This is a genomic window from Ralstonia sp. GX3-BWBA (assembly GCF_003290055.1).
GTDB classification, from domain to species: Bacteria; Pseudomonadota; Gammaproteobacteria; order Burkholderiales; family Burkholderiaceae; genus Ralstonia; species Ralstonia holmesii.
In genome coordinates, this window is the sequence record NZ_QMKS01000009.1 from 1,099,666 (window position 1) to 1,121,225 (window position 21,560).

Annotated in this window: 22 protein-coding genes; 13 read left to right on the forward strand and 9 right to left on the reverse strand. The window is 64.4% G+C overall.

Annotated elements, in window-relative coordinates:
- Window position 1: 1 nt before the first annotated feature.
- On the reverse strand, window positions 2–2,059 hold the full coding sequence (locus DOD19_RS12755; RefSeq protein ID WP_112185850.1) for a bifunctional diguanylate cyclase/phosphodiesterase: 2,058 nt from the start codon (window positions 2,057–2,059) through the stop codon (window positions 2–4).
- A gap of 227 nt (window positions 2,060–2,286) precedes the next feature.
- On the opposite strand from DOD19_RS12755, the gene DOD19_RS12760 reads away from it, so the two are divergent.
- The 11 genes from DOD19_RS12760 to DOD19_RS12810 all read left to right on the forward strand — a co-directional run bounded on the left by DOD19_RS12760 (window position 2,287) and on the right by DOD19_RS12810 (window position 13,774).
- Window positions 2,287–3,666, forward strand: coding sequence for an aminopeptidase P N-terminal domain-containing protein (locus DOD19_RS12760; RefSeq protein ID WP_024976623.1), 1,380 nt, complete (start codon window positions 2,287–2,289; stop codon window positions 3,664–3,666).
- Entirely contained in the window at window positions 3,663–4,898 is a 1,236-nt protein-coding gene (locus DOD19_RS12765; protein ID WP_112185852.1) for a UbiH/UbiF/VisC/COQ6 family ubiquinone biosynthesis hydroxylase, read from the forward strand. The genes DOD19_RS12760 and DOD19_RS12765 overlap by 4 nt, the downstream gene beginning before the upstream one ends.
- Window positions 4,899–4,901: 3 nt before the next feature.
- Window positions 4,902–6,185 (forward strand): FAD-dependent oxidoreductase, encoded by a 1,284-nt coding sequence (locus tag DOD19_RS12770; RefSeq protein ID WP_112185854.1) that lies wholly within the window; start codon window positions 4,902–4,904, stop codon window positions 6,183–6,185.
- A gap of 194 nt (window positions 6,186–6,379) precedes the next feature.
- Window positions 6,380–7,447 carry a tRNA dihydrouridine synthase DusB gene (dusB, locus tag DOD19_RS12775; RefSeq protein WP_024976626.1) on the forward strand — a complete coding sequence of 356 codons (1,068 nt, stop codon included), beginning with the start codon at window positions 6,380–6,382 and terminating at the stop codon, window positions 7,445–7,447.
- A complete protein-coding gene (locus DOD19_RS12780; protein WP_024976627.1) occupies window positions 7,444–7,677 on the forward strand; it encodes a Fis family transcriptional regulator in 234 nt (77 codons plus the stop codon). Before dusB ends, DOD19_RS12780 begins: the two co-directional genes overlap by 4 nt.
- Before the next feature lie 96 nt (window positions 7,678–7,773).
- Window positions 7,774–9,348, forward strand: coding sequence for a bifunctional phosphoribosylaminoimidazolecarboxamide formyltransferase/IMP cyclohydrolase (gene purH / locus DOD19_RS12785; protein WP_024976628.1), 1,575 nt, complete (start codon window positions 7,774–7,776; stop codon window positions 9,346–9,348).
- Between the two features lie 93 nt (window positions 9,349–9,441).
- Window positions 9,442–9,987 (forward strand): crossover junction endodeoxyribonuclease RuvC, encoded by a 546-nt coding sequence (gene ruvC / locus DOD19_RS12790; protein ID WP_024976629.1) that lies wholly within the window; start codon window positions 9,442–9,444, stop codon window positions 9,985–9,987.
- A 79-nt stretch (window positions 9,988–10,066) separates the two neighbouring features.
- Window positions 10,067–11,215 (forward strand): glycerophosphodiester phosphodiesterase, encoded by a 1,149-nt coding sequence (locus DOD19_RS12795; RefSeq protein ID WP_112185856.1) that lies wholly within the window; start codon window positions 10,067–10,069, stop codon window positions 11,213–11,215.
- Window positions 11,216–11,315: 100 nt separating this feature from the next.
- Window positions 11,316–11,897, forward strand: a complete 582-nt coding sequence (ruvA, locus tag DOD19_RS12800) for a Holliday junction branch migration protein RuvA (RefSeq protein ID WP_012761185.1) — start codon at window positions 11,316–11,318, stop codon at window positions 11,895–11,897.
- Between the two features lie 63 nt (window positions 11,898–11,960).
- On the forward strand, window positions 11,961–13,034 hold the full coding sequence (ruvB, locus tag DOD19_RS12805) for a Holliday junction branch migration DNA helicase RuvB (protein ID WP_112185858.1): 1,074 nt from the start codon (window positions 11,961–11,963) through the stop codon (window positions 13,032–13,034).
- A gap of 23 nt (window positions 13,035–13,057) precedes the next feature.
- Window positions 13,058–13,774, forward strand: a complete 717-nt coding sequence (locus tag DOD19_RS12810) for a queuosine precursor transporter (RefSeq protein WP_024976632.1) — start codon at window positions 13,058–13,060, stop codon at window positions 13,772–13,774.
- Here the strand turns inward: DOD19_RS12810 and DOD19_RS12815 are convergent.
- The 3 genes from DOD19_RS12815 to tyrS are packed head-to-tail and all read right to left on the reverse strand — an operon-like array spanning window position 13,771 to window position 16,245.
- Complete coding sequence (locus DOD19_RS12815; RefSeq protein ID WP_024976633.1) at window positions 13,771–14,451, reverse strand: histidine phosphatase family protein; 681 nt, start codon at window positions 14,449–14,451, stop codon at window positions 13,771–13,773. The two genes, DOD19_RS12810 and DOD19_RS12815, sit on opposite strands and share 4 nt — an antisense overlap.
- 19 nt (window positions 14,452–14,470) lie before the next feature.
- A complete protein-coding gene (dtd, locus tag DOD19_RS12820; RefSeq protein WP_024976634.1) occupies window positions 14,471–14,983 on the reverse strand; it encodes a D-aminoacyl-tRNA deacylase in 513 nt (170 codons plus the stop codon).
- Window positions 14,980–16,245: a tyrosine--tRNA ligase gene (gene tyrS / locus DOD19_RS12825; protein WP_024976635.1), complete on the reverse strand. Its 1,266-nt coding sequence runs from the start codon at window positions 16,243–16,245 to the stop codon at window positions 14,980–14,982. Before tyrS ends, dtd begins: the two co-directional genes overlap by 4 nt.
- 175 nt (window positions 16,246–16,420) lie before the next feature.
- On the opposite strand from tyrS, the gene DOD19_RS12830 reads away from it, so the two are divergent.
- Complete coding sequence (locus tag DOD19_RS12830) at window positions 16,421–17,575, forward strand: anhydro-N-acetylmuramic acid kinase (protein WP_112185860.1); 1,155 nt, start codon at window positions 16,421–16,423, stop codon at window positions 17,573–17,575.
- Window positions 17,576–17,641: 66 nt separating this feature from the next.
- Here the strand turns inward: DOD19_RS12830 and erpA are convergent, their stop codons facing one another.
- From erpA to rplM, 5 genes are all read right to left on the reverse strand, one after another.
- Window positions 17,642–18,016 (reverse strand): iron-sulfur cluster insertion protein ErpA, encoded by a 375-nt coding sequence (erpA, locus tag DOD19_RS12835; RefSeq protein ID WP_004633183.1) that lies wholly within the window; start codon window positions 18,014–18,016, stop codon window positions 17,642–17,644.
- Between the two features lie 126 nt (window positions 18,017–18,142).
- Window positions 18,143–18,547: a polymer-forming cytoskeletal protein gene (locus DOD19_RS12840; protein WP_024976637.1), complete on the reverse strand. Its 405-nt coding sequence runs from the start codon at window positions 18,545–18,547 to the stop codon at window positions 18,143–18,145.
- 43 nt (window positions 18,548–18,590) lie between these two features.
- Entirely contained in the window at window positions 18,591–19,346 is a 756-nt protein-coding gene (locus DOD19_RS12845) for a DUF6776 family protein (protein WP_112185862.1), read from the reverse strand.
- A gap of 231 nt (window positions 19,347–19,577) precedes the next feature.
- Window positions 19,578–19,970 (reverse strand): 30S ribosomal protein S9, encoded by a 393-nt coding sequence (gene rpsI, locus DOD19_RS12850; RefSeq protein ID WP_004633190.1) that lies wholly within the window; start codon window positions 19,968–19,970, stop codon window positions 19,578–19,580.
- A gap of 12 nt (window positions 19,971–19,982) precedes the next feature.
- The gene (gene rplM, locus DOD19_RS12855; RefSeq protein WP_009239122.1) at window positions 19,983–20,411 is read right to left on the reverse strand and encodes a 50S ribosomal protein L13; all 429 of its coding nucleotides are present in this window, start codon (window positions 20,409–20,411) and stop codon (window positions 19,983–19,985) included.
- Window positions 20,412–21,113: 702 nt separating this feature from the next.
- Here rplM and DOD19_RS12860 point away from each other — a divergent pair.
- Window positions 21,114–21,560 (forward strand): OsmC family protein, encoded by a 447-nt coding sequence (locus DOD19_RS12860; protein WP_024976639.1) that lies wholly within the window; start codon window positions 21,114–21,116, stop codon window positions 21,558–21,560.

Here is a 21,560-nt window from a genome sequence, read left to right on the forward strand (position 1 = left end):
CTTACGCCATCGCGGCGCTCAATGATTCCGCCGTCATCGGGCGGCCCAGCAGATAGCCCTGCAGCGAGTGACAGCCGAGTCGCGTCAGGAACGCCTGCTGCTCGGCCGTCTCCACACCTTCCGCGACGATGCGCAGGTTCAGCGTCTGGCCAAGCGCCACGATGGCCGAGACGATGGCCGCGTCTTCCGTGTCGTGCGCGAGATCGCGCACAAAACCGCGGTCGATCTTCAACTCGCTGGCAGGCAAACGCTTGAGGTACAGCAGGCTCGAATAGCCTGTGCCGAAATCGTCGATCGAAATCCGCACGCCCATCGCGTCGAGCTGCTGCAGGATCTGCAGGCTCGCATCGACATCGCGCATGGCGGTCGACTCCGTAATCTCCAGTGTCAGGCTGCGCGGGTCCAGCGCATGGCGCGCAAGCGTGTCGCGCACGGTGTCGATGAGTGCGGCATGGCCAAACTGCAGCGCGGAGAGATTCACAGCGACGGTCCACGCGGTGCGCCCCTCGCGATGCCATTGCGCCATCTGGCGACAGGCTTCGTCCAGCACCCAAGCGCCCAGCGGCACGATGAGGCCGGTCTTCTCGGCCAGCGGGATGAATTCATCGGCGGGCACCAAACCGCGCTGCGGATGCTGCCAGCGCACCAGCGCCTCCACGCCCATGATCGGCCCATTGGGCGCGTTGAACTTGGGCTGGTAGTGCAGCACGAGTTCATGCCGCTCGACCGCGCGGCGCAAGTCCTGCACGAGCTGCAACTGGTGATGCACGTCGGCGTTCATCGAGGGCTCGAAGAAACTGTAGGCGTTCCGGCCCAAACCCTTCGCGTGATACATCGCCGCATCGGCATTGGTGAGCAGATCGTGTTGGTTGTCACCGTTGCCGGGGTAGATCGCGATGCCGATGCTGGTCGACACCCGCAGTTCGTGACCGCCGGCCATGAAGGGCTCGCGCACCACTTCCAGCAGCGCGTCGGCCAGGGTGCCAGCGTCTTCCGGATCGTCCACGTAGGCGAGCACAACAAATTCATCGCCGCCCACACGCGCCACGGTGTCCTGCTGGCGCACCCGCGCGCCGATGCGCTGTGCCACGTCGATCAGCAACAGATCGCCCACATGGTGCCCATAGACATCGTTGACTGCCTTGAAGCCATCCAGGTCCATGAACATGAGCGCGAAGCGGCGCTTCTCGCGTTCAGCCGTGCGGATCGCCTGGGTCAGACGGTCTTCCAGCAGCACGCGGTTGGAAAGCTTGGTCAGGTTGTCGTGCAGCGCAAGGTAGGCCAGCTCCTTGTTGGCCGCGGCCAGTGAGTTCGCCAGCAAGGCGGTGCGCGCTTCCATGCGCAAGTCGAGCACCGAGATGATCAGCGCGATGGCCAGCACCGCCAGCGTCACGATGATGATGACCAACGCCAGCCACTCGGCACTCGCCCCGGTGTGCGCAGCCCCGCACACACTGCCGAATGGAAACGATGCCGCCGACATGCCCATGTAATGCATGCCGACGATGGCCACGCCCATCACCACCGCCGAACCTGCACGCAGTGCGCGAACGCGCCGCGACTGCCGCCGCAGGCGGAACGCGATCCACAGCGCCACGCCGGAGGCCAGCACCGCAATCACGATCGACAGCGCAAACCTCGCGGGGTCGTATTGGATGCCGGGGTTCATGCGCAGCGCGGCCATGCCGGTGTAGTGCATGCCCGCGACGCCCGCACCCATGAGCAGTGCGCCGCCCGCCAGGCGCGGCCACGGCAAATCACGCCGGCTGACCAGCCACAACGCAAACATCGACGCCCCAATACCGATGGCGAGCGACGTAAGCGTGATCCCGACGTCATATCCAACCGGGATCGGCAGGTTCAGCGCCAGCATGCCGACAAAGTGCATCGACCAGATGCCCAGCCCCATGGCCGATGCGCCGCCGATGAGCCACCACAACGCCGCGCGACCTTGTGCGGTGACGACACGTCCTGCCATATCCAGCGCCGTATACGACGCCAGGATGGCCACGAAGAGGGAAAGCAGGACGAGAAGAGGGTTGTAACTGCTGGCGAGCATCGGTTCTCCTGGGCAGGCCGATCCAATGCGGCCAATCCACTGCAGGCGGAGGTCGCAACCGGGATGCAAAACAGATCAGTATTAACGGCGGTAGCCGCCCGAGACTTTAGGAGAGGCCGCCCGCACCGCACAAGTCTCCTTTTGGGTGTGGCAATGCCCCTCCCCCGAATGCCCACCAAGCGCGGCGTTACAATCCACGCATCCTTTCTGCCGCTGGAAAACACGCCATGTCCGCCACCGAACTCGCTTTCCTCCAGACCTATCGCCAGCGCCGCGAGCGCGTCGTGCAGTGGCTGCGCGCGGCGGGTGGCGGGGTCGCCATCGTGCCGACCGCACCGGAAGCGATGCGCAACCGCGACAGCGACTACCCGTATCGGCACGACAGCTACTTCTATTACCTGACCGGCTTTACCGAGCCCGAAGCGGTGCTCGCCATCGTGGTACCCGCGGGCAGCGCACCCGCGCGCAGCGTGCTGTTCTGCCGCCCGAAGCATGAAGAGCGCGAGATCTGGGACGGCTTCCGCTTCGGCCCCGAAGCCGCGAAGGAAGCCTTCGGCCTGGATGAGGCGCACTCGGTGGAAGAGATCGACGCGACGCTGCCCAAGCTGCTCGCCAACGCCGCCGCCGTGGCATATCCGCTGGCAGAAAGCGGCATGTTCGACCGCCGCATGCGCCGCTGGCTCGACGCGGTGCGCATGCAAGGCCGCGCGGGCGTGTCTTCGCCGCACCAGGCGCTGGACGTGCGCGCCATCCTCGATGAGCTGCGCCTGTTCAAAGACCCGAACGAACTCGACATCATGCGCCGCGCCGGGCGCATCTCCGCTGGGGCCCATGTGCGCGCCATGCAGGCCTCGCGGGCCGGCCTGCGTGAATACCATCTCGAAGCCGAGCTGCTGTACGAATTCCGCCGCCACGGGGCGCAAAGCGTCGCCTACAACTCCATCGTTGCCACCGGCCCCAACGCATGCGTGTTGCACTACCGCGCCGGCAACGCCGAACTGCGCGACGGCGATCTGTGCCTGATCGACGCCGGCTGCGAGCTGGACGGCTACGCGTCGGACATCACCCGCACGTTCCCCGTGAACGGCCGCTTCACCGGCCCGCAACGCGAGCTGTATGCGCTTGTGGTTGCCGCGCAGGAAGCCGCCCTTGCCGAAACGCGCCCCGGCGTGCCGTACAACGTACCGCACGATGCTGCCACGCGCGTGCTGGCGCAAGGCATGCTCGACACCGGCCTGCTTGACCGCAACACGGTCGGCACGCTCGACGACGTGATCGCCGGAGGCCAGTACCGCCAGTTCTACATGCACCGCACCGGCCACTGGCTCGGCATGGATGTGCACGACGTGGGCGAATACCGCACGCCCGGCACCGCCGCTCCTGCGGAAGGCGAACGCCCATGGCGCCCGCTGGAGGCCGGCATGGTGCTGACCGTCGAACCCGGCATCTACGTGCGCCCCGCACCCGGCGTGCCGGAAAAATATTGGCACATCGGTATCCGCATTGAAGACGACGCCATCGTCACGCCCGAAGGCTGCGAAATCATCACGCGCGACGTGCCCGTAGCCCCAGACGAAATCGAACTGGTGATGCGGAGCCAGGCATGACCGACAGCATCACAGCAAGCAGTGCTGCTCCGGACTTCGACGTCGCCATCGTCGGCGCGGGGCCTGTCGGGCTGGCGCTGGCCAACTGGTTGCTGCGCGACACCGACTGGCGCGTCGCCCTGTTCGATGCGCGCGATGCCGAAGCCGCCGCGCGAGACCCGCGCTCGCTGGCGCTCTCGCATGGCTCGCGCGTGCTGCTGCAGGAGATTGGCGGCTGGCCCACGCGCGCCACGCCCATCACGCACATTCATGTCTCGCAGCGCGGTCATTTCGGGCAGGCGCATATCCGCCGTGAAGACTACGACGTCCCCGCGCTCGGCCACGTCGTGCAATACGGCGACCTGAGCGCCGCGCTCAACGCCGCACTCGCCACGCAGATGGAGCGTCACCCGAAGCGCCTCACCCGCTACGACCACACACCCGTGGAGCGCGTCGAGCAACTGCCGCGCGCCGACGGCACCGTCGCCCCGGCCCGCGTGCGGGCGCTACGCGAAGGACGTCATCCGCTGGCCATCGAAACCGAAGTCGTCATCCAGGCCGAAGGCGGCTTGTTCGACGACGCACGTAAGCAGGAAGGCGGCATCGCCCATGCGCGGCGCCGCGATTACGGCCAAACCGCCATCGTCGCGCACGTGCGCTGCAGCGCGCCGCTGGAAGGCTGGGCGTGGGAGCGCTTCACACCCGACGGCCCACTCGCTTTGCTACCGCAGGATGACGCGCATGGTCCCGGCTACGCGCTCGTCTGGTGCTGCGCACCCGATGAAGCACGCCGACGCGCAGCGTTGCCCGACGACGCCTTCCTCGCTGAACTGGGCGCGGCCTTTGGCGAGCGCATGGGCCGCTTCACGCACGCCAGCCCGCGCCACACATTCGCGCTCGGGCTGCATGCCCAGCGCATTCCGGTCGACCGCCGTGTCGCCGCGATCGGCAATGCCGCGCAGACGATCCACCCCGTGGCGGGCCAGGGCTTCAACCTCGGCCTGCGCGATGCATTCGAGATGGCGCGCGCGCTTCGGGATGGGGCAACGGCAGCCACCCTCGCCCGTTTCGCCCGCGAACGCGCGTTTGACCGCGCCGTCACCATCGGCCTGACCGATTTGCTGCCGCGTGCGTTTGCCGTGCCGGGCCGGCCGTTTGGGCATCTGCGCGGCGCGGCGCTTACGCTGCTGGAATGCCTGCCACCGCTCAAGCACGGGCTGGCCCGGCAGATGATGTTCGGTCAGCGAGGCTAGCGCGTGGCGACTTCCGAGGCCAGCACTGCGGGCGATCGCCAACAGATCACCGTGGTGGGCGCCGGCATTGTCGGCACAGCATGCGCGCTGCAACTGCAACGTGAAGGCCATCAGGTCACGCTGCTCGATCAGGCCGGCATTGGCGAAGGTTGCTCGTTTGGCAATGCCGGCTGCCTGAGCGTCGCATCGGTCGTGCCGATGGCGCTGCCCGGCATGCTCAAGCAGGTGCCCAAGTGGCTAGCCGATCCGATGGGTCCGCTGACGGTGCGTTGGCCCTATCTGCCGCGCGCGCTGCCCTGGCTGCTGCAATGGGTACTCGCAGGCAATGAGGCGCAGGCCCGTGCGACTGCGCAGCCGCTGGCGAGTCTTTTCAGCGCGACCTTCCCCGGTTATCGCGACCTGCTCGACGCCGCGCAATACGACAGCCTGATCCGCCAGAGTGGCCATTTGTATGTGTGGCGCACACTGGCGCGCTCCTCGGGCGATGTGCTGGCGCAAGCCATTCGCGACGCCACCGGCGTGCGCTCGCAAGCCCTGAGCGCCGGTGAAGCCCGCGAGCTGGAGCCCGCATTGGCCGCCGACATCCAATCCGGTCTGCTGCTGCCTGACAACGGCTTCACGGTCAATCCGGAACGGCTGGTCAAGACGCTGGCGACCAACTTTGCTGCAGCGGGCGGCACCTTCCTGCGCCGCAAGGTGTTGGACGTGGAATTCGGCCGAAGCGACTACGGCGGCCCGACGCGGCTGCATACCGATTGCGGCACGCTGCCCGTGTCGAAGCTCGTGCTCTGCGCGGGCGCTTGGTCGATGCGGCTGGGGGCCAAGCTCACTGGCATCCGCATTCCGCTCGACACCGAGCGCGGCTATCACGCCACGCTGCGCGCGCCCAGCGTGCAGCCCTCGCGGCCGATCATGGATTGCGAGCGCAAGTTCATCGCCACACCCATGGAAGGCGGCTTGCGCATTGCCGGCACCGTGGAAATCGGCGGGTTGGACGCGTCGCCCGATTACCGCCGCGCGCGCATCCTCATGCAGCAGGGCCAGCAGCTCTTCCCCGGCCTCAGCTTCACGGACGACAGCCAGTGGATGGGCCATCGTCCCTCTCTACCCGACAGCCTGCCCGTAATCGACCGCTCGGAGCGCTACCGCAACGTGTTCTTCGCGTTCGGGCACGGCCACCTGGGCATGACGGGCGCGCCGGGCACCGCCCGACTCATCGCCGATCTGGTCAGCGAGCGCAGGCCCTTCATCGACGCCCGCGCCTACGGCCTGCAACGGTTCCGGTAACGCCAGCCACGGCAAGAAGCGCGCCGCCGACCGCACTGCCGCATAGTTTGTGCACAACATTTAGGCAATCCGGCGGTTTGGCGGTAAAATCCCGTCCTCGCATTTTTCACTCCCGTCGCTCCGCCCGGTCGTCATTCGACTCTGGGCGGAAGGGGTGATTTTTCGTTTCTTTCAGCCGCTTCTTCCTCGCAGCCTTGCAGATCGGACCGCATACCCTCCGCAACAACCTGTTCGTCGCCCCCATGGCGGGTGTGACGGACCGCCCGTTCCGTCAGCTGTGCAAACGGCTGGGCGCGGGCTATGCGGTGTCCGAGATGGTCGCATCCAACGCGCAGTTGTGGAAAAGCGAGAAGACGATGCGGCGCGCCAACCACACGGGCGAGGTCGAGCCGATCGCCGTGCAGATTGCCGGCGCTGAGCCGATGATGATGGCCGAGGCCGCGCGCTACAACGTCGATCGCGGCGCGCAAATCATCGACATCAACATGGGCTGCCCGGCCAAGAAAGTGTGCAACGTGGCCGCCGGTTCTGCGCTGCTGCAGAACGAGCCGCTGGTCCAGCGCATTGTCGAGGCCGTGGTGGGCGCAGTGGGCGATCGCGTGCCCGTAACGCTGAAGATCCGCACCGGGTGGGACCGCGAACACCGCAACGCATTGAGCGTGGCGCGCATTGCGCAGGATGCCGGTATCAGCATGCTGACCGTGCACGGTCGCACACGGGCAGATCTGTACCACGGTGATGCTGAATACGACACCATCGCCGCGGTCAAGGCGTCGGTGCGCATTCCAGTGGTGGCCAACGGCGACATCACCACGCCGGCCAAGGCCAAGCACGTGCTGGCCGTGACCGGAGCGGACGCCATCATGATCGGCCGCGCGGCGCAGGGGCGCCCGTGGCTGTTCCGCGAGATTTCCCACTTCCTGCAAACCGGCACGTTGCTGCCCGCGCCGGAAGTGGAAGAGATTCGCGGCATCATGAATGCACATCTGGAAGAGCACTACGCGTTCTATGGCGAATACACCGGCGTGCGCACCGCACGCAAGCACATCGCCTGGTACACGCGCGGGTTGGCGGGGGCCAACCTGTTCCGCCACCGCATGAACACCATCGAGGACACCGCGGCCCAGTTGGCCGCCGTCAATGCGTTCTTCGACGAGCAGCGTGCGCTGTCCGACCGTCTGGTCTACGAAGACCAAGCCAGCGGTGGCGACCACCCCACGACGGGCAACAACGACAATAACAAGGAACTGCTTGCCGCATGAGCCGCAATCCGATCGAACGTTGCATCCGCGACAGCCTGGATGCGTATTACCGCGACCTGGACGGCGAGAACCCGTCCAATGTCTACGACATGGTGCTGCAGGCCATTGAACGGCCGCTCCTGGAAACCGTGATGGGATGGGCTTCCAACAACCAGTCGCAGGCGGCCGACTACCTCGGCATCAACCGAAACACGCTGCGCAAGAAGTTGCAGCAGCACGGCCTCATCTGAGGTCGCAGGCCGGCCTTTGAACCGATTTCCTTTCTGACGGCGCCTCCTGCCAGTTCGGCAAACCCAGCGCCACACCCGCCCACCGGCGTTTCCACCATGATCCAGCAAGCCCTGCTTTCCGTTTCCGACAAGACCGGCATCGTCGACTTTGCCCGTGCCCTGCACGAGCGCGGCGTCAAGCTCCTCTCCACCGGCGGTACCGCCAAGCTGCTCGCCGAGTCCGGCCTGCCCGTGACGGAAGTGGCGGATTACACGGGCTTTCCGGAAATGCTCGACGGCCGCGTCAAGACGCTGCACCCGAAGGTGCACGGCGGCATCCTCGCCCGCCGCGACTTGCCCGAGCACATGGCCGCGCTGGCCGAACACAGCATCCCGACCATCGACCTGCTGGTGGTGAACCTGTACCCGTTCCAGCAGACGGTGGCCAAGGACGAATGCTCGCTGGCCGACGCCATCGAGAACATCGACATTGGCGGCCCGACCATGCTGCGCTCGGCGGCCAAGAACCACCGCGACGTGACCGTCATCGTTGATCCGGCCGACTACGCCACCGTGCTGGCCGAAATGCAGGCCAACAACAACACGGTTGGCTACGAGACCAACTTCATGCTGGCCAAGAAGGTGTTCGCGCACACCGCGCAGTACGACGGCGCCATCACGAATTACCTGACGAGCCTGGGCGCCGACAAGTCGCACAGCACGCGCAGCGCTTATCCGCAAACGCTGAACCTGGCCTTCGACAAGGTGCAGGAAATGCGCTACGGCGAGAACCCGCACCAGTCCGCCGCCTTCTACCGTGACCTCAAGGCAGTGGATGGCGCGCTCGCCAACTACAAGCAACTGCAGGGCAAGGAACTGTCGTACAACAACATCGCCGACGCCGATGCCGCGTGGGAATGCGTGAAGTCGTTCGATCCGGCCAAGGGCGCCGCCTGCGTCATCATCAAGCACGCCAACCCGTGCGGCGTGGCCATCGGCGGTACCGCACAGGAAGCGTATGAGAAGGCCTTCAAGACCGATTCGACCTCGGCTTTCGGCGGCATCATCGCCTTCAACGTGCCGCTGGATGAAGCCGCGGCGCAGATCGTCGCCAAGCAGTTCGTGGAAGTGCTGATCGCCCCGGGCTTCTCGGAAGGTGCGCGTGCCGTATTTGCCGCCAAGCAAAACGTCCGCGTACTGGAAATTCCGCTCGGCAAGGGCGTGAACGCGTACGACTTCAAGCGCGTTGGCGGCGGCCTGCTGGTGCAGAGCCCGGACGCCAAGAACGTGCAGCCGAGCGAGTTGCGCGTCGTCACCAAGCGCCACCCGACCCCGAAGGAAATGGACGACCTGATGTTCGCCTGGCGCGTCGCCAAGTTCGTCAAGTCGAACGCCATCGTGTTCTGCGGCGGCGGCATGACGCTGGGCGTGGGCGCCGGCCAGATGAGCCGCGTGGACTCCGCACGCATCGCCAGCATCAAGGCGCAGAACGCAGGCCTGACGCTGGCCGGTTCGGCCGTGGCGTCCGATGCGTTCTTCCCGTTCCGCGACGGTCTGGACGTGGTGGTCGATGCCGGCGCCTCGTGCGTAATCCAGCCGGGCGGCTCGGTGCGCGACGATGAAGTGATCGCCGCCGCCGACGAGCGCAACGTGGCGATGATCTTCACGGGCACCCGCCACTTCCGCCACTAATCGCTCACCAAACAGCACCGTCCACGCGACGAACAAACGGGGCAAGGCGTAAACTGGCGCCTTGCCCCGTTTCCATTTCTGCCTACCTCCTTCATGCGCATCCTCGGCATCGACCCCGGCCTTCGCACCACGGGTTTCGGCGTGCTCGAACGGCACGGCCACAAGCTCGTCTACGTGGCCTCGGGCACGATCAAGAGCAACGGCAATGCCGACCTGCCCAGCCGCCTGAAGACGCTGTACGACGGCGTCTCTGAACTGGTGAGCACCTACCAGCCGGACTGCGCTTCCATCGAAAAGGTGTTCGTCAACGTCAACCCGCAATCGACGCTGCTGCTGGGCCAGGCCCGCGGCGCGGTGATCTGCGGCCTGATGAGCGGCAACCTGCCGGTGTTCGAATACACCGCGCTGCAACTGAAGCAGGCCGTGGTCGGCTACGGCCGCGCCAACAAGGACCAGGTGCAGGAAATGGTCGTGCGCCTACTCAACCTCGAAGGCAAACCCGGGGCGGATGCATCCGACGCGCTGGGCGTGGCAATCTGTCATGCGCACGGCGGCGAGACGCTGGCTGCCATGGCCGGGCTGGCGCCGCAGCTTGCGCAAAAGGGCTTGCGCGTGCGGCGCGGGCGCCTCGTTGGCTGACAGGATTCTTGAAGACGGCAGGTAGCTGCACGCACACACGGCGACTACCATGCGGGGTATCCGTCTTCAGGAGACCCCGATGCTGCGCCGTCTCATCCTGCTGAGCCCGTTCTTTTTGAGTGCCTCCCTGGCCTTGTCGGCCTGCCGACTGGAATATAACCACGGTGGTGGCAGCGGCGGGGGCAACACCACGCCCATCGCCACCGTCCAGGTAATCGGCCACCGCGGTGCGCCTGCATTGCGGCCCGAACACACGCTGGCCTCCTACCAGAAGGCCATCGACGACGGCGCGGACATCATCGAGCCGGATCTCGTTTCGACCAAAGACGGTGTGCTGGTTGCACGCCACGAGAACGAAATCTCCGGCACAACCAACGTGGCCGACGTGGCGGCGTTTGCCGGCCGCAAGACCACCAAGACGATCGATGGGCAGAGCGTCACGGGCTGGTTCACCGAAGACTTCACGCTGGGTGAATTGAAAACGCTGCGCGCACGCGAACGCGAACGCATCCCGAGCATCCGTCCCGACAACGTCGCGTACAACGATCAGTTCGACATTCCCTCGCTGGACGAGATCATCGCGCTGGCGCGTGACCAATCCGCCAAGCTCGGCCGCAACATTGGCATCTATCCTGAGACGAAGCACCCAACGTATTTCCAGTCGATCGGCCTGCCGCTTGAAGACAGGCTGATCGACAGCCTACGCCGCGATGCCTTCACGGCCAGCCGCACGACGGTCTACATCCAGTCGTTCGAAGTCGCCAATCTCAAGGCCATTCGCAACAAGATCGGCAGCAGCCAGCCCAACTGGAAGCTCGTGCAATTGATGGGCACATCCAGCCGGCAGCCCTACGATTTTGTGGTCGCCAAAGACAGCCGCACGTTCGGCGACATGATGACCAGCCAGGGCATGCGCGACATCGCCGCGTATGCCAACGGTGTCGGCCCTGACAAGAGCAGCATCATGGGCCTGGATGCGAGCGGCCGACTCACCGATCCGACCGACCTGATCCGCAACGCGCACAACGCAGGGCTGGTCGTCCACCCGTACACGTTCCGCCCCGAGAACACCTTCCTGCCGCCGTCGCTGCGCAGCGGTGCCGACAACACGCGCAACGTCAACGGCTCGATCACCGAGATCCAGGCATTCCTGCGTGCGGGCGTCGACGGCTTCTTCACCGACGATCCTGCCGTCGGGCGGCAAGCCGTGTCGACCTTCACGCGCTAGTCTTCGCGCATCGGAACCGTAGCGAGCGGCCGAGCCAGGATCGGGCCGCACAGTAGGTTTGGGCTACACTGCGTCCCGTTTTGGAGGAGGAACCCCACCCATGATCGGACGCATTGCCGGGACGCTGATCGAAAAGAACCCGCCGCACCTGCTGGTCGATTGCCACGGCGTCGGCTACGAGATCGACGTGCCGATGAGCACGTTCTACAACCTGCCCGCGACTGGCGAGAAGGTCGTCCTGCTCACGCAGCAGATCGTGCGCGAGGATGCGCACCTGCTCTACGGTTTCGGCACCGCCGCCGAGCGCGAAACTTTCCGCCAGCTCATCAAGATCTCGGGCATCGGCGCCCGCATTGCGCTGGCGGTGCTGTCGGGCATGTCGGTGGCCGAACTCGCGCAGGCCGTCACGCTGCAGGAAGCCGGGCGGCTGACGCGCATTCCGGGCATCGGCAAGAAGACGGCGGAGCGTCTGCTGCTCGAACTCAAGGGCAAGCTCGGCGCCGACCTGGGTGCGGTGCCCGGCGGCCCTGCCGTCTCGGACGACGCGGTCGACGTGCTCAACGCCCTGCTGGCGCTTGGGTACTCCGACAAGGAAGCGGCCCTCGCCATCAAGCAGGTGCCGGCCGGTACGGGTGTGTCCGAGGGGATCAAGCTGGCGCTCAAGGCGCTGTCCAAAGGCTGACGCCCGGGCGCGGCGAAACGGTAGAATGGCCTGCTCGCGCCTTCCCGGCGCCGTCCGCCCGTCATGATCGAAACCGACAAGCTCGCCGCCAAGGCTGCCTCTGCTGAGCGCATCATCTCAGCCTCCCCCGCCTCCCCCAACGAGGAGGCGTTCGAGCGCGCGCTGCGCCCCAAGCTGCTTGACGAATACGTCGGCCAGGAAAAGGTGCGCGGCCAGCTCGACATCTTCATGACCGCGGCCAAGAACCGCAGCGAAGCACTTGACCACGTGCTGCTGTTCGGCCCGCCGGGCCTGGGCAAGACGACGCTGGCGCACATCATCGCGCGCGAGATGGGCGTCAACCTGCGCCAGACCTCCGGCCCCGTGCTGGAACGCCCGGGCGACCTGGCCGCGTTGCTCACGAACCTCGAAGCCAACGACGTCCTCTTCATCGACGAGATTCATCGGCTCTCGCCCGTGGTGGAGGAAATCCTGTACCCGGCGCTGGAGGACTACCAGATCGACATCATGATCGGCGAGGGCCCGGCGGCGCGCTCGGTCAAGCTCGATCTGCAGCCGTTCACGCTGGTGGGCGCCACGACGCGCGCCGGTATGCTGACCAACCCGCTGCGCGACCGCTTCGGCATCGTTGCGCGGTTGGAGTTCTATACGCCTGCCGAGCTGGCAAAGATCGTCACGCGCTCGTCGGGCCTGCTGAACGCTCATATCGTGGATGAAGGCGCGCTGGAAATTGCCAAGCGCTCGCGCGGCACGCCGCGTATCGCCAACCGCCTGCTCCGCCGCGTGCGTGACTATGCCGAGGTCAAGGCCGATGGCATCATCACCCGCGAAGTGGCCGATGCCGCCCTGGCCATGCTCGATGTGGATGCGGTCGGCTTCGACCTGATGGATCGCAGGCTGCTCGAAGCGATCCTGCACAAGTTCAACGGCGGCCCGGTCGGCATCGACAACCTGGCGGCCGCCATCGGCGAGGAGCGCGACACGATCGAGGACGTACTCGAGCCCTACCTCATCCAGCAAGGCTACCTGCAGCGCACTCCCCGTGGTCGTATCGCCACGGCTTCGGCGTACCAGCACTTCGGGCTGGGCGCCCCCAAGAGCGGCCCCGTACGCGATCTCTGGGACGACAACCAATAAACGCCCACCCGGACCACCCCGACATGTCCGCCGCCCCGCGCCACCCGAACCGCACGTTCCGCTACTACGACTTCGTCATGGCGGCCTTCGTGACGGTACTGCTGTGTTCCAACCTGATCGGCGCGGCCAAGGCGGCGCAGGTCACGCTGCCGATCATCGGGCCGGTCACGTTTGGCGCTGGTGTGCTTTTCTTCCCGATCTCATACATCTTCGGCGACATCCTCACCGAGGTGTACGGCTACGGGCGCGACCGGCGTGTGGTATGGGCGGGTTTTGCCGCACTGATCTTCGCGTCGTTCATGTCGCTGGTCGTGCTGGCGCTGCCAGTAGCGCCATTCATGGCGGACTACCAGAAGAGCCTGAACGACGTGTTCGGCAACACCCCCCGCATCGTCGCCGGGTCGCTCATTGCGTTCTGGTGCGGCAGCTTTGCCAACAGCTACACGCTGGCGAAGATGAAGATCGCTACGGAAGGAAAATGGCTGTGGACGCGCCTTATTGGGTCCACGGTGGTGGGCGAGGCAGTGGATTCTTCGCTGTTCTACGTGATCGCCTTCTACGGGATCTGGCCCCACCAGCAGGTGCTTCGCGTGGCCATCGCGCAATACATCCTCAAGACCGGCTGGGAGGTCGTGGCGACGCCCCTTACCTACCGGGTCGTCGCCTTCCTCAAACGCGTCGAGCACGAAGACTACTACGACCGCGACACCAACTTCACGCCATTCCGGCTGAAGGTTTAGGGAACGCGGCGGTCCACCTCGTCGAGCACCAGCAAATCCAGGTGCGCGACATCCCCCCATTGCAGTACGGTCAGTTGATGGCCATCGGATGAAAGCCGGTTGATGCTCGCGTTGCGCAGTTCATGCTGGCGCGGCTCGGTGAGCGTCATGGCGTTGGCCCGGCGATACAGGCAATCGAGCACGCCGCCGTGGCTAACCAGCGCGATGCGCTCGCCGGGGTGGCGACGGATCAGGCGAAGCGCAGTCTCGACCGCACGTTCGTGGAATTCAGTCAGCGTCTCGCCGCCAGGCGGGGCGAACTCGGGCACGCGGTTTTGCCAGGCATCAAAGTCGGCTGGATGCTGTGCGGCGACTTCAGCATAGGTGAGGCCTTCAAACTCGCCATAGCAGCGCTCGCGCAAACCGGCGTCGTCACGCACCGTCACACCCACTTCATCTGCAAGCGCCTGCGCCGTCTGCCTGGCGCGCGACAGATCGCTCGCATAGACCGCATCGAACCGCTCGCGCGCCAGTGCCTTGCCAAGCTGCGCCGCTTGCTCCAGCCCTTGCATGTTCAGCGGCACGTCGAGCTGGCCTTGCAGGCGGCGCTCACGGTTCCAGTCGGTCTCGCCGTGGCGGATGAGCACGATGTGGGTGATCTGCGGCATCGGCAGAGGGATGGTGGCGGCGCGTGACATCACAGGGTTCCCGAGCGAATCAGACAGATTTGGCCGCTTCCGGCGTGGCCGCTTTTGCGACAGACGGCGCGGCTTGCGGCGCGATCTGCAGCCAGAATGTGACCGGACCATCGTTGACCAGCGACACCTTCATGTCGGCGCCAAACTCGCCGGTCGCCACGATGGGGTGCTGCGCACGGGCGCGCGCCACGAAGTGGTCGTACAGGCGGCGGCCATCTTCCGGCGCAGCCGCGGGTGTGAAGCTCGGCCGCGTGCCAGACTTGGTATCGGCCGCCAGCGTGAACTGCGATACCACCAGCAAGCCACCGGCCTGCCCGTTGCCGTCGATGTTGCGCACGGGCAGGTTCATCTTGCCCTGCGCGTCGGAGAACACGCGGTAGTTGAGCAGCTTCTCCAGCAGACGATCTGCCTCGGCGGCGGTGTCGCCACGTTCGGCACAAACAAGCGCAAGCAGGCCCGGGCCGATCTCGCCGACGACGCGGCCGTCCACCCGGACAGCCGCTTCAGACACACGCTGGATCAGTCCAATCACTTCAGCACCACGCGTGCAAAGCGACGCTTGCCGACCTGCATCACGAAGGTGCCCGCCTCCACCTTCAGGCCCTTGTCGCTGACGACGGTACCGTCGATCTTCACGCCGCCCTGTTCGATGTTGCGGTTGGCATCCGACGTGGACGGGCAGAGCCCAGCCTGCTTGAGCAATTGCGCAATGCCCAGTGGCGCGCCTGCCAGCTCAATCTGCGGGATATCGTCCGGCACACCGCCGCGTGCGCGGTGATTGAAGTCTTCCAGCGCGCGTTCGGCATCGGCCTGGCTGTGGAAGCGCGCGACGATCTCCTGCGCCAGCAGCACCTTGCAATCGCGCGGGTTGCGGCCCAGCGCGATCTCCGCCTTCATCAAATCGATCTCGGCCAGCGGGCGGAACGACAGCAGCGTGTAGTACGTCCACATCAGGTCGTCGGAGATGCTCATCAGCTTGCCGAACATCTCGTTCGGCGCCTCACTGATACCGACGTAGTTGCCCTTGGACTTGGACATCTTCTCTACACCGTCCAGGCCAACCAGCAACGGCATGGTCAAGATGCACTGCGGCTCCTGGCCGTATTCCTTCTGCAGTTCGCGACCGACCAGCAGGTTGAACTTCTGATCGGTGCCGCCGAGTTCCAGGTCGGACTTGAGCGCGACCGAGTCGTAACCCTGCATCAGCGGATAGAGGAATTCGTGCACCGAGATCGGCACGCCAGCCTTGTAGCGCTTGGTAAAGTCGTCACGCTCCATCATGCGGGCGACGGTGTACTTGGCGGCAAGCTGGATGATGCCGCGCGCGCCCAGCGGGTCGCACCATTCGCTGTTGTAGCGAATTTCGGTCTTGCTCGGGTCCAGCACCATGCTGGCCTGACGGTAATAAGTCTGCGCGTTGGTCTCGATTTGCTCGCGCGTGAGCGGCGGGCGCGTGGCATTGCGGCCGGACGGGTCACCGATCGTCGAGGTGAAATCGCCGATCAGGAAGATCACCTGATGCCCCAGGTCTTGCAACTGACGCATCTTGTTGAGCACCACGGTGTGGCCGATGTGGATATCGGGCGCCGTCGGATCCAGGCCCAGCTTGATGCGCAGCGGCACGCCGGTCGCGGCGCTCTTGGCTAGCTTCTGCTCCCATTCGGCAGCAATCAACAGTTCGTCGCAGCCGCGCAGCGACACTTCCATTGCGTGCGCCACCTCCGGGGTCACCGGGTACTTGGGTTTGGCCGGCGTGGCGTTATCGGAGGCGGCGGAAGTGTCAGGTGCAGTCATGGCAAAAAGAAAGGTCACCGCGCCGCACATGGAAAACGGCGCGAACGAATCAACAATCGGGGAAACGGTGCGTGCACGATGGCCGACATCGATTGAAACGTGCCGGCCGCGCAATCCCGGGATTTTACCGTGATGTGTCCGTTTGGCCCGCCATTGCGCTGGTAAGCTGTCGCGCATGAGCCATCCTGACCACACCCCACTCTCCACCGATCGCTACATCGGCTTGATGTCGGGCACCAGCCTGGACGGTGTCGACGGCGTTCTGGCGGACTTTTCCGGCGAACACCCGACCGTCCTCGCCGATGCCTACGTGCCCTTCTCGCCCGAACTGCGCCAGCGCTTTCTGGACCTGCAACACGCCGGCCACGACGAGATCCATCGCGAAGCCCTTGCCGCGAACGCGCTGGCCATGGTCTACGCCGACTGCGTTGCCCAACTGCTCGCTGCCACCGGTCTGGGTGTGCACGACGTGCGGGCCATCGGCGCCCATGGGCAGACGATTCGTCATCAGCCCGGCACACATGATGGCATCGGCTACACGCGCCAAACCCAGCACCCGGCGGTGTTGGCTGAACGCACCGGCATCGACGTCATTGCCGATTTTCGTAGTCGCGACATCGCCGCCGGCGGCCAGGGCGCACCGCTCGTACCAGCGCTGCATCGCGCGCTGTTCGGCCTGCCTGATGCGTGGCGTGTGGTCTGCAACATCGGGGGCATCGCCAACCTCACCGTCGTGCCGCCGCAAGCCCCCGACGCGCGCAACGCCGTACTCGGCTTCGACTGCGGCCCCGGCAACGCGCTGATGGACTACTGGGTTCACAGGCACCGCGATACCCGCTACGACGCCGACGGCGCCTGGGCCCGCACTGGGCGTATCGACGAAACGCTCCTCGCGCGTCTGAAGGTCGAGCCGTTCTTTGCAGCGCCACCGCCCAAGAGCACCGGCCGCGACCTGTTCAACCCGGCGTGGCTGCAACAAACCCTCGGCGATGCGCTGAACGCCGCGCGCCCTGAAGATGTTCAAGCGACGCTGCTCGCCCTCACCGCCGACACCATCACCGATGCCGTACGTGCCCATGCGCCGCAGGCCGCGTCACTGCTGGTCTGCGGTGGCGGCGCCCGCAATGGCGCGCTCATGGCACGTATCGCGCAGCAATTGCCGGGCGTGCGAGTCGCTCCGACAGATGACTTCGGCGTGCCCGCGCATCAGGTGGAGGCCCTCGCTTTCGCATGGCTCGCGCGCCAGTGCGTGCTCCGTGCCCACGGCAATCTGCATACCGCGACCGGCGCATCGGGCGATCGCATCCTCGGCGCAATCTACCCCGCTTGAGCGCACAATTTGCAGGCAACAAAAAAGCGCACCGAAGTGCGCTTTTTCTTTTACAGCGATGCGGCGTCAGACCGAGAACGACGAGCCGCAACCGCACGTGGTCGAAGCATTCGGGTTCTTGATGACGAACTGCGCGCCGTTGATGTCTTCCTTGTAGTCGATCTCGGCGCCCACCAGGTACTGGTAGCTCATCGAGTCGATCAAGAGCGAGACGCCATTCTTGGTCATGGTCGTATCGTCTTCGTTGGTCTCTTCGTCAAAGGTGAAACCGTACTGGAAGCCCGAGCACCCGCCGCCTTGCACGAATACGCGCAACTTCAACTCCGGGTTGCCTTCTTCTTCAATCAGTTGCTTGACCTTGTCCGCAGCGCTGTCGGTAAAGACCAGCGGAGCCGGAACCTCGTTCACATCGGGCGTGGCTGCCTGCGCGACTGCGTTCATGAAAATCTCCTGTGGGAACGTCTGAAACTTGCCTGTATTTTAAGCGCAAGCTGCAAATCGTGCCGAAGCCCCGCGTTTCAAGTGGGCATTGTGCGGTGCGCCAGCAACGGCTGACGCGCGATGTGATCAATCCTGATTGGACGCCAGCTTCAGATTGGGCAGCAACTTCACATCGCCAGGCGCCGCGTGCATCAACGTGCCCATGACGACGGCGCCTTGGTGCATTTCCAACGCCGCATATTGCACGTTGCCCTCAATGCGCGCCTTCGGCTGCAATTCAAGCAGCTCCGCCACATGCACGGGGCCAACCACGGTGCCATTCAGAATCAGGTGCCCGACGTGCACCTCGCCCTCGACGCGTGCGCTATCGGTAATCACCAGCATGCTGGGCTTGTCCGGATCGCCGTAGATGTTGCCGCTGATCTCGCCGTCGATCCGCAGACCGCCCGAGAAGCGCAGATTCCCTTCCAGTTTGGTATGAGCCCCCAGCAGCGTTTCAATCGCCAGCCCTTTCTTTTTGCCAAACAGCATCGTCGACTCCTCTGTGTACGGATCCTCGACAGGACAACGCCCGTCAGATGGAAAAACTCTGGCTCGCTTTGATCTTGCCGTTCTGCAGCACTTTCACCATCACCGATTGCACCGTGGTGCCGGGGGGCACGTCTACCCAGCCCTCAAGGCGCTGGTAGTGCGTGAGCTTGACGCGGGCGCTGGCAATGGGTGATCCGCTGGCCACCGTTCCCGGGAAATCGATCGTAGCAGCTTTGCCACCCTGTACCACGTTCAGCGTGAGCGCCAGTTGCCCCTCGAATTCGGAGACCGGCGCGAACGCCTTTCCGCCGCCTTGCATCAGCAGAACACGGAATCGCATGCGCGTCGGCTGCGCCTCGTCCGGCGCGATGCGGAAGCTGCGCACGTAAATACCAGCGGAATTGGTAGGTGCGGGCAACAGGCTGTCAAAGAAGGCTAAGTCCTCTTTCAACTGCGCGTTTTCGGTTTCCAGCGCCTTGAGTTGCTCAGCCATCTGCGCTTGCGCCCCTTCGGCGATACCCAGCCTGGCATCCACGGTGCCAGCGGACGCGGAAAGCTTGTCTCGCTCGGCTTGCACGGCGGCCAACTTGGTGGTCAGCTCGCGGTTCATAGCGCGCAAATCGGCGTCGTGCGGCCCCGTCAGACGGCGCCCTTCTTCGAAGGCCCACAGCGCCGCAGCCGCCGCAAGCCCAAATACCACGGCAATCAACAAAACCGTTACCGGCCAAGGCAGACGCGAACGCACCGTGACGTTCGGGGCGAGCACGGAAGCGCGACGCAACAAGCGACGCGCCTTCATGCGCGCGCCTCCCGACCCGCCTTGCGGATCAGAATCGGATTAGGAGAAACAGCGGATTGCATCATACGGGCCGAACGCTAACGAAATGTGAATTGTAGTCCCGCGGACATGTCGGAGCTGTTGCAAAGGGTAAGCGAGGCGACGGAAAGATCACCCTGTTTAGTTCGAACGCTCAAAAACAAAAAACCACACCCGAGGGTGTGGTTCTTTGCTGAAGCAGCAGGAAGCGGATTAACGCTTCGAGAACTGCTTGGCGCGGCGGGCCTTGCGCAGACCGACCTTCTTACGCTCGACTTCACGTGCATCGCGCGTCACCAGACCAGCCTTCGACAGGGCGGGCTTGAGCGTTGCATCGTAATCGATCAGGGCGCGGGTGATGCCGTGACGCACAGCACCGGCTTGGCCGGTTTCACCACCGCCGACCACGTTCACCTTGATGTCGAACGTAGCTGCATGGTTGGTCAGTTCCAGCGGCTGACGCACGATCATCAGCGAGGTTTCACGAGCGAAGTACTCGTTGATGGCCTTGCCGTTGACGATGATGTCGCCCTTGCCGGACTTGATGAAGACACGTGCCACAGCGCTCTTGCGGCGGCCGGTGCCATAGTTCCAGTTTCCGATCATGGATTAGGCCCCTTAGATTTCCAGCGCTTTCGGCTGCTGAGCTTCGTGCGGATGCGAGCCTTCGGCGTAAACCTTCAGCTTCTTGATCATCGCGTAGCCCAGCGGACCCTTCGGCAGCATGCCCTTCACAGCCTTCTCCAGGGCGCGGCCCGGGAAACGCTGCTGCATCTTGCCAAACGTCGTTTCGTAGATACCGCCCGGGTAACCCGAGTGGCGATAGTACTTCTTGTCGGTCGTCTTGGCGCCCGTCACACGCAGCTTGGCTGCGTTGATGACGATGATGAAATCGCCGGTATCGACGTGCGGAGTGAATTCGGGCTTGTGCTTGCCGCGCAGTCGGTGTGCCACTTCGCTGGCGACACGCCCGAGGACCTTGTCCGTCGCGTCAATCACGTACCAATCGCGCTTCACCTCATGGGGCTTTGCGGAAAAGGTCTTCATGATTTTTCCAAATATTGAGTCAGTGCCCGAGTGGACCCGTATCGCGCTGAGAACTTGCGTTCAGACTGCTCACGAACGGATCGTCTTGCGGACGCCTGCGCAACCCCATGCGAGGTCATCGCCGGCCCGCCTTCCCGCTTGTTGGTGCGGGCTCTCTAAATTTCTCTTTTCCGCGGGCAATCCGGAAAGGATTTCGATTGTACCCCGCACAGACTTCTTGACACAAGGAAAAAGGTGCGCACGGGTTCTGCAGGCGAAAAAAAACCCAAGCCATCAAGCTTGGGTTTGAATCCACCAAAGGAGGAGGGTGGAGGAGACACCTGCTGATCGTTGACTGGGTGGGTTGCACCGCATCAGCCGATCCAATGGTGCAAATTATACCCATTTCTGGGGCACGCGCAAGGAAATTTGCACTACGAAATCGCATTTCGTAATGCGGAAAGCCAATAAGAAGACAGAAGGCAGTTTAATTTCCCAACAAATCAAACACTTGCATTCATTTCGTGTGAGACAAGCTGCTGCGCACTAGAGCTATTCCTCCAATTTCGGCGCAATTTCGGTGCAAAAAGAACGGGTTGCACCTTTTCGAGCGGGTATCACTGTCAAGCCGCGTTCACCCTAGGGTGCCAACGCGCGCGAGGGCTGGTGGCTACAATGTGGCTTTTCGTCGGCGATGGTCGACCCTCTGCACAAGGATTGGACATGGATTGCACAGTGAGCTGGACCGGCCCGGATGGCATGGCCTTTTTGGCGGAAACCGGCAGCGGCCATCTCGTCACGATGGATGGCGCGCCCGACGGCGGCGGCCGTAACCTTGCACCGCGCCCGATGGAAATGGTCTTGCTGGGCACCGGTGGCTGCACCGCCTATGACGTGGTGCTGATCCTCAAGCGAGGCCGCCAAGACGTGCAAGGTTGCAGCGTCAAGCTGCAGGCCGACCGTGCCGAGACCGACCCGAAGGTCTTCACGCGCATCCACTTCACCTTCACGGTGACTGGGCGCAACCTGAAGCGGGAAACGGTGGAACGGGCTGTGCAGCTTTCGCACGAGAAGTACTGCTCGGCGTCGATCATGCTGGCCAAGACGGCCGAGATCACGCACTCGTTGGAACTGGTGGATCTGGCCACGCAGCCGACGGCATCGGAATAA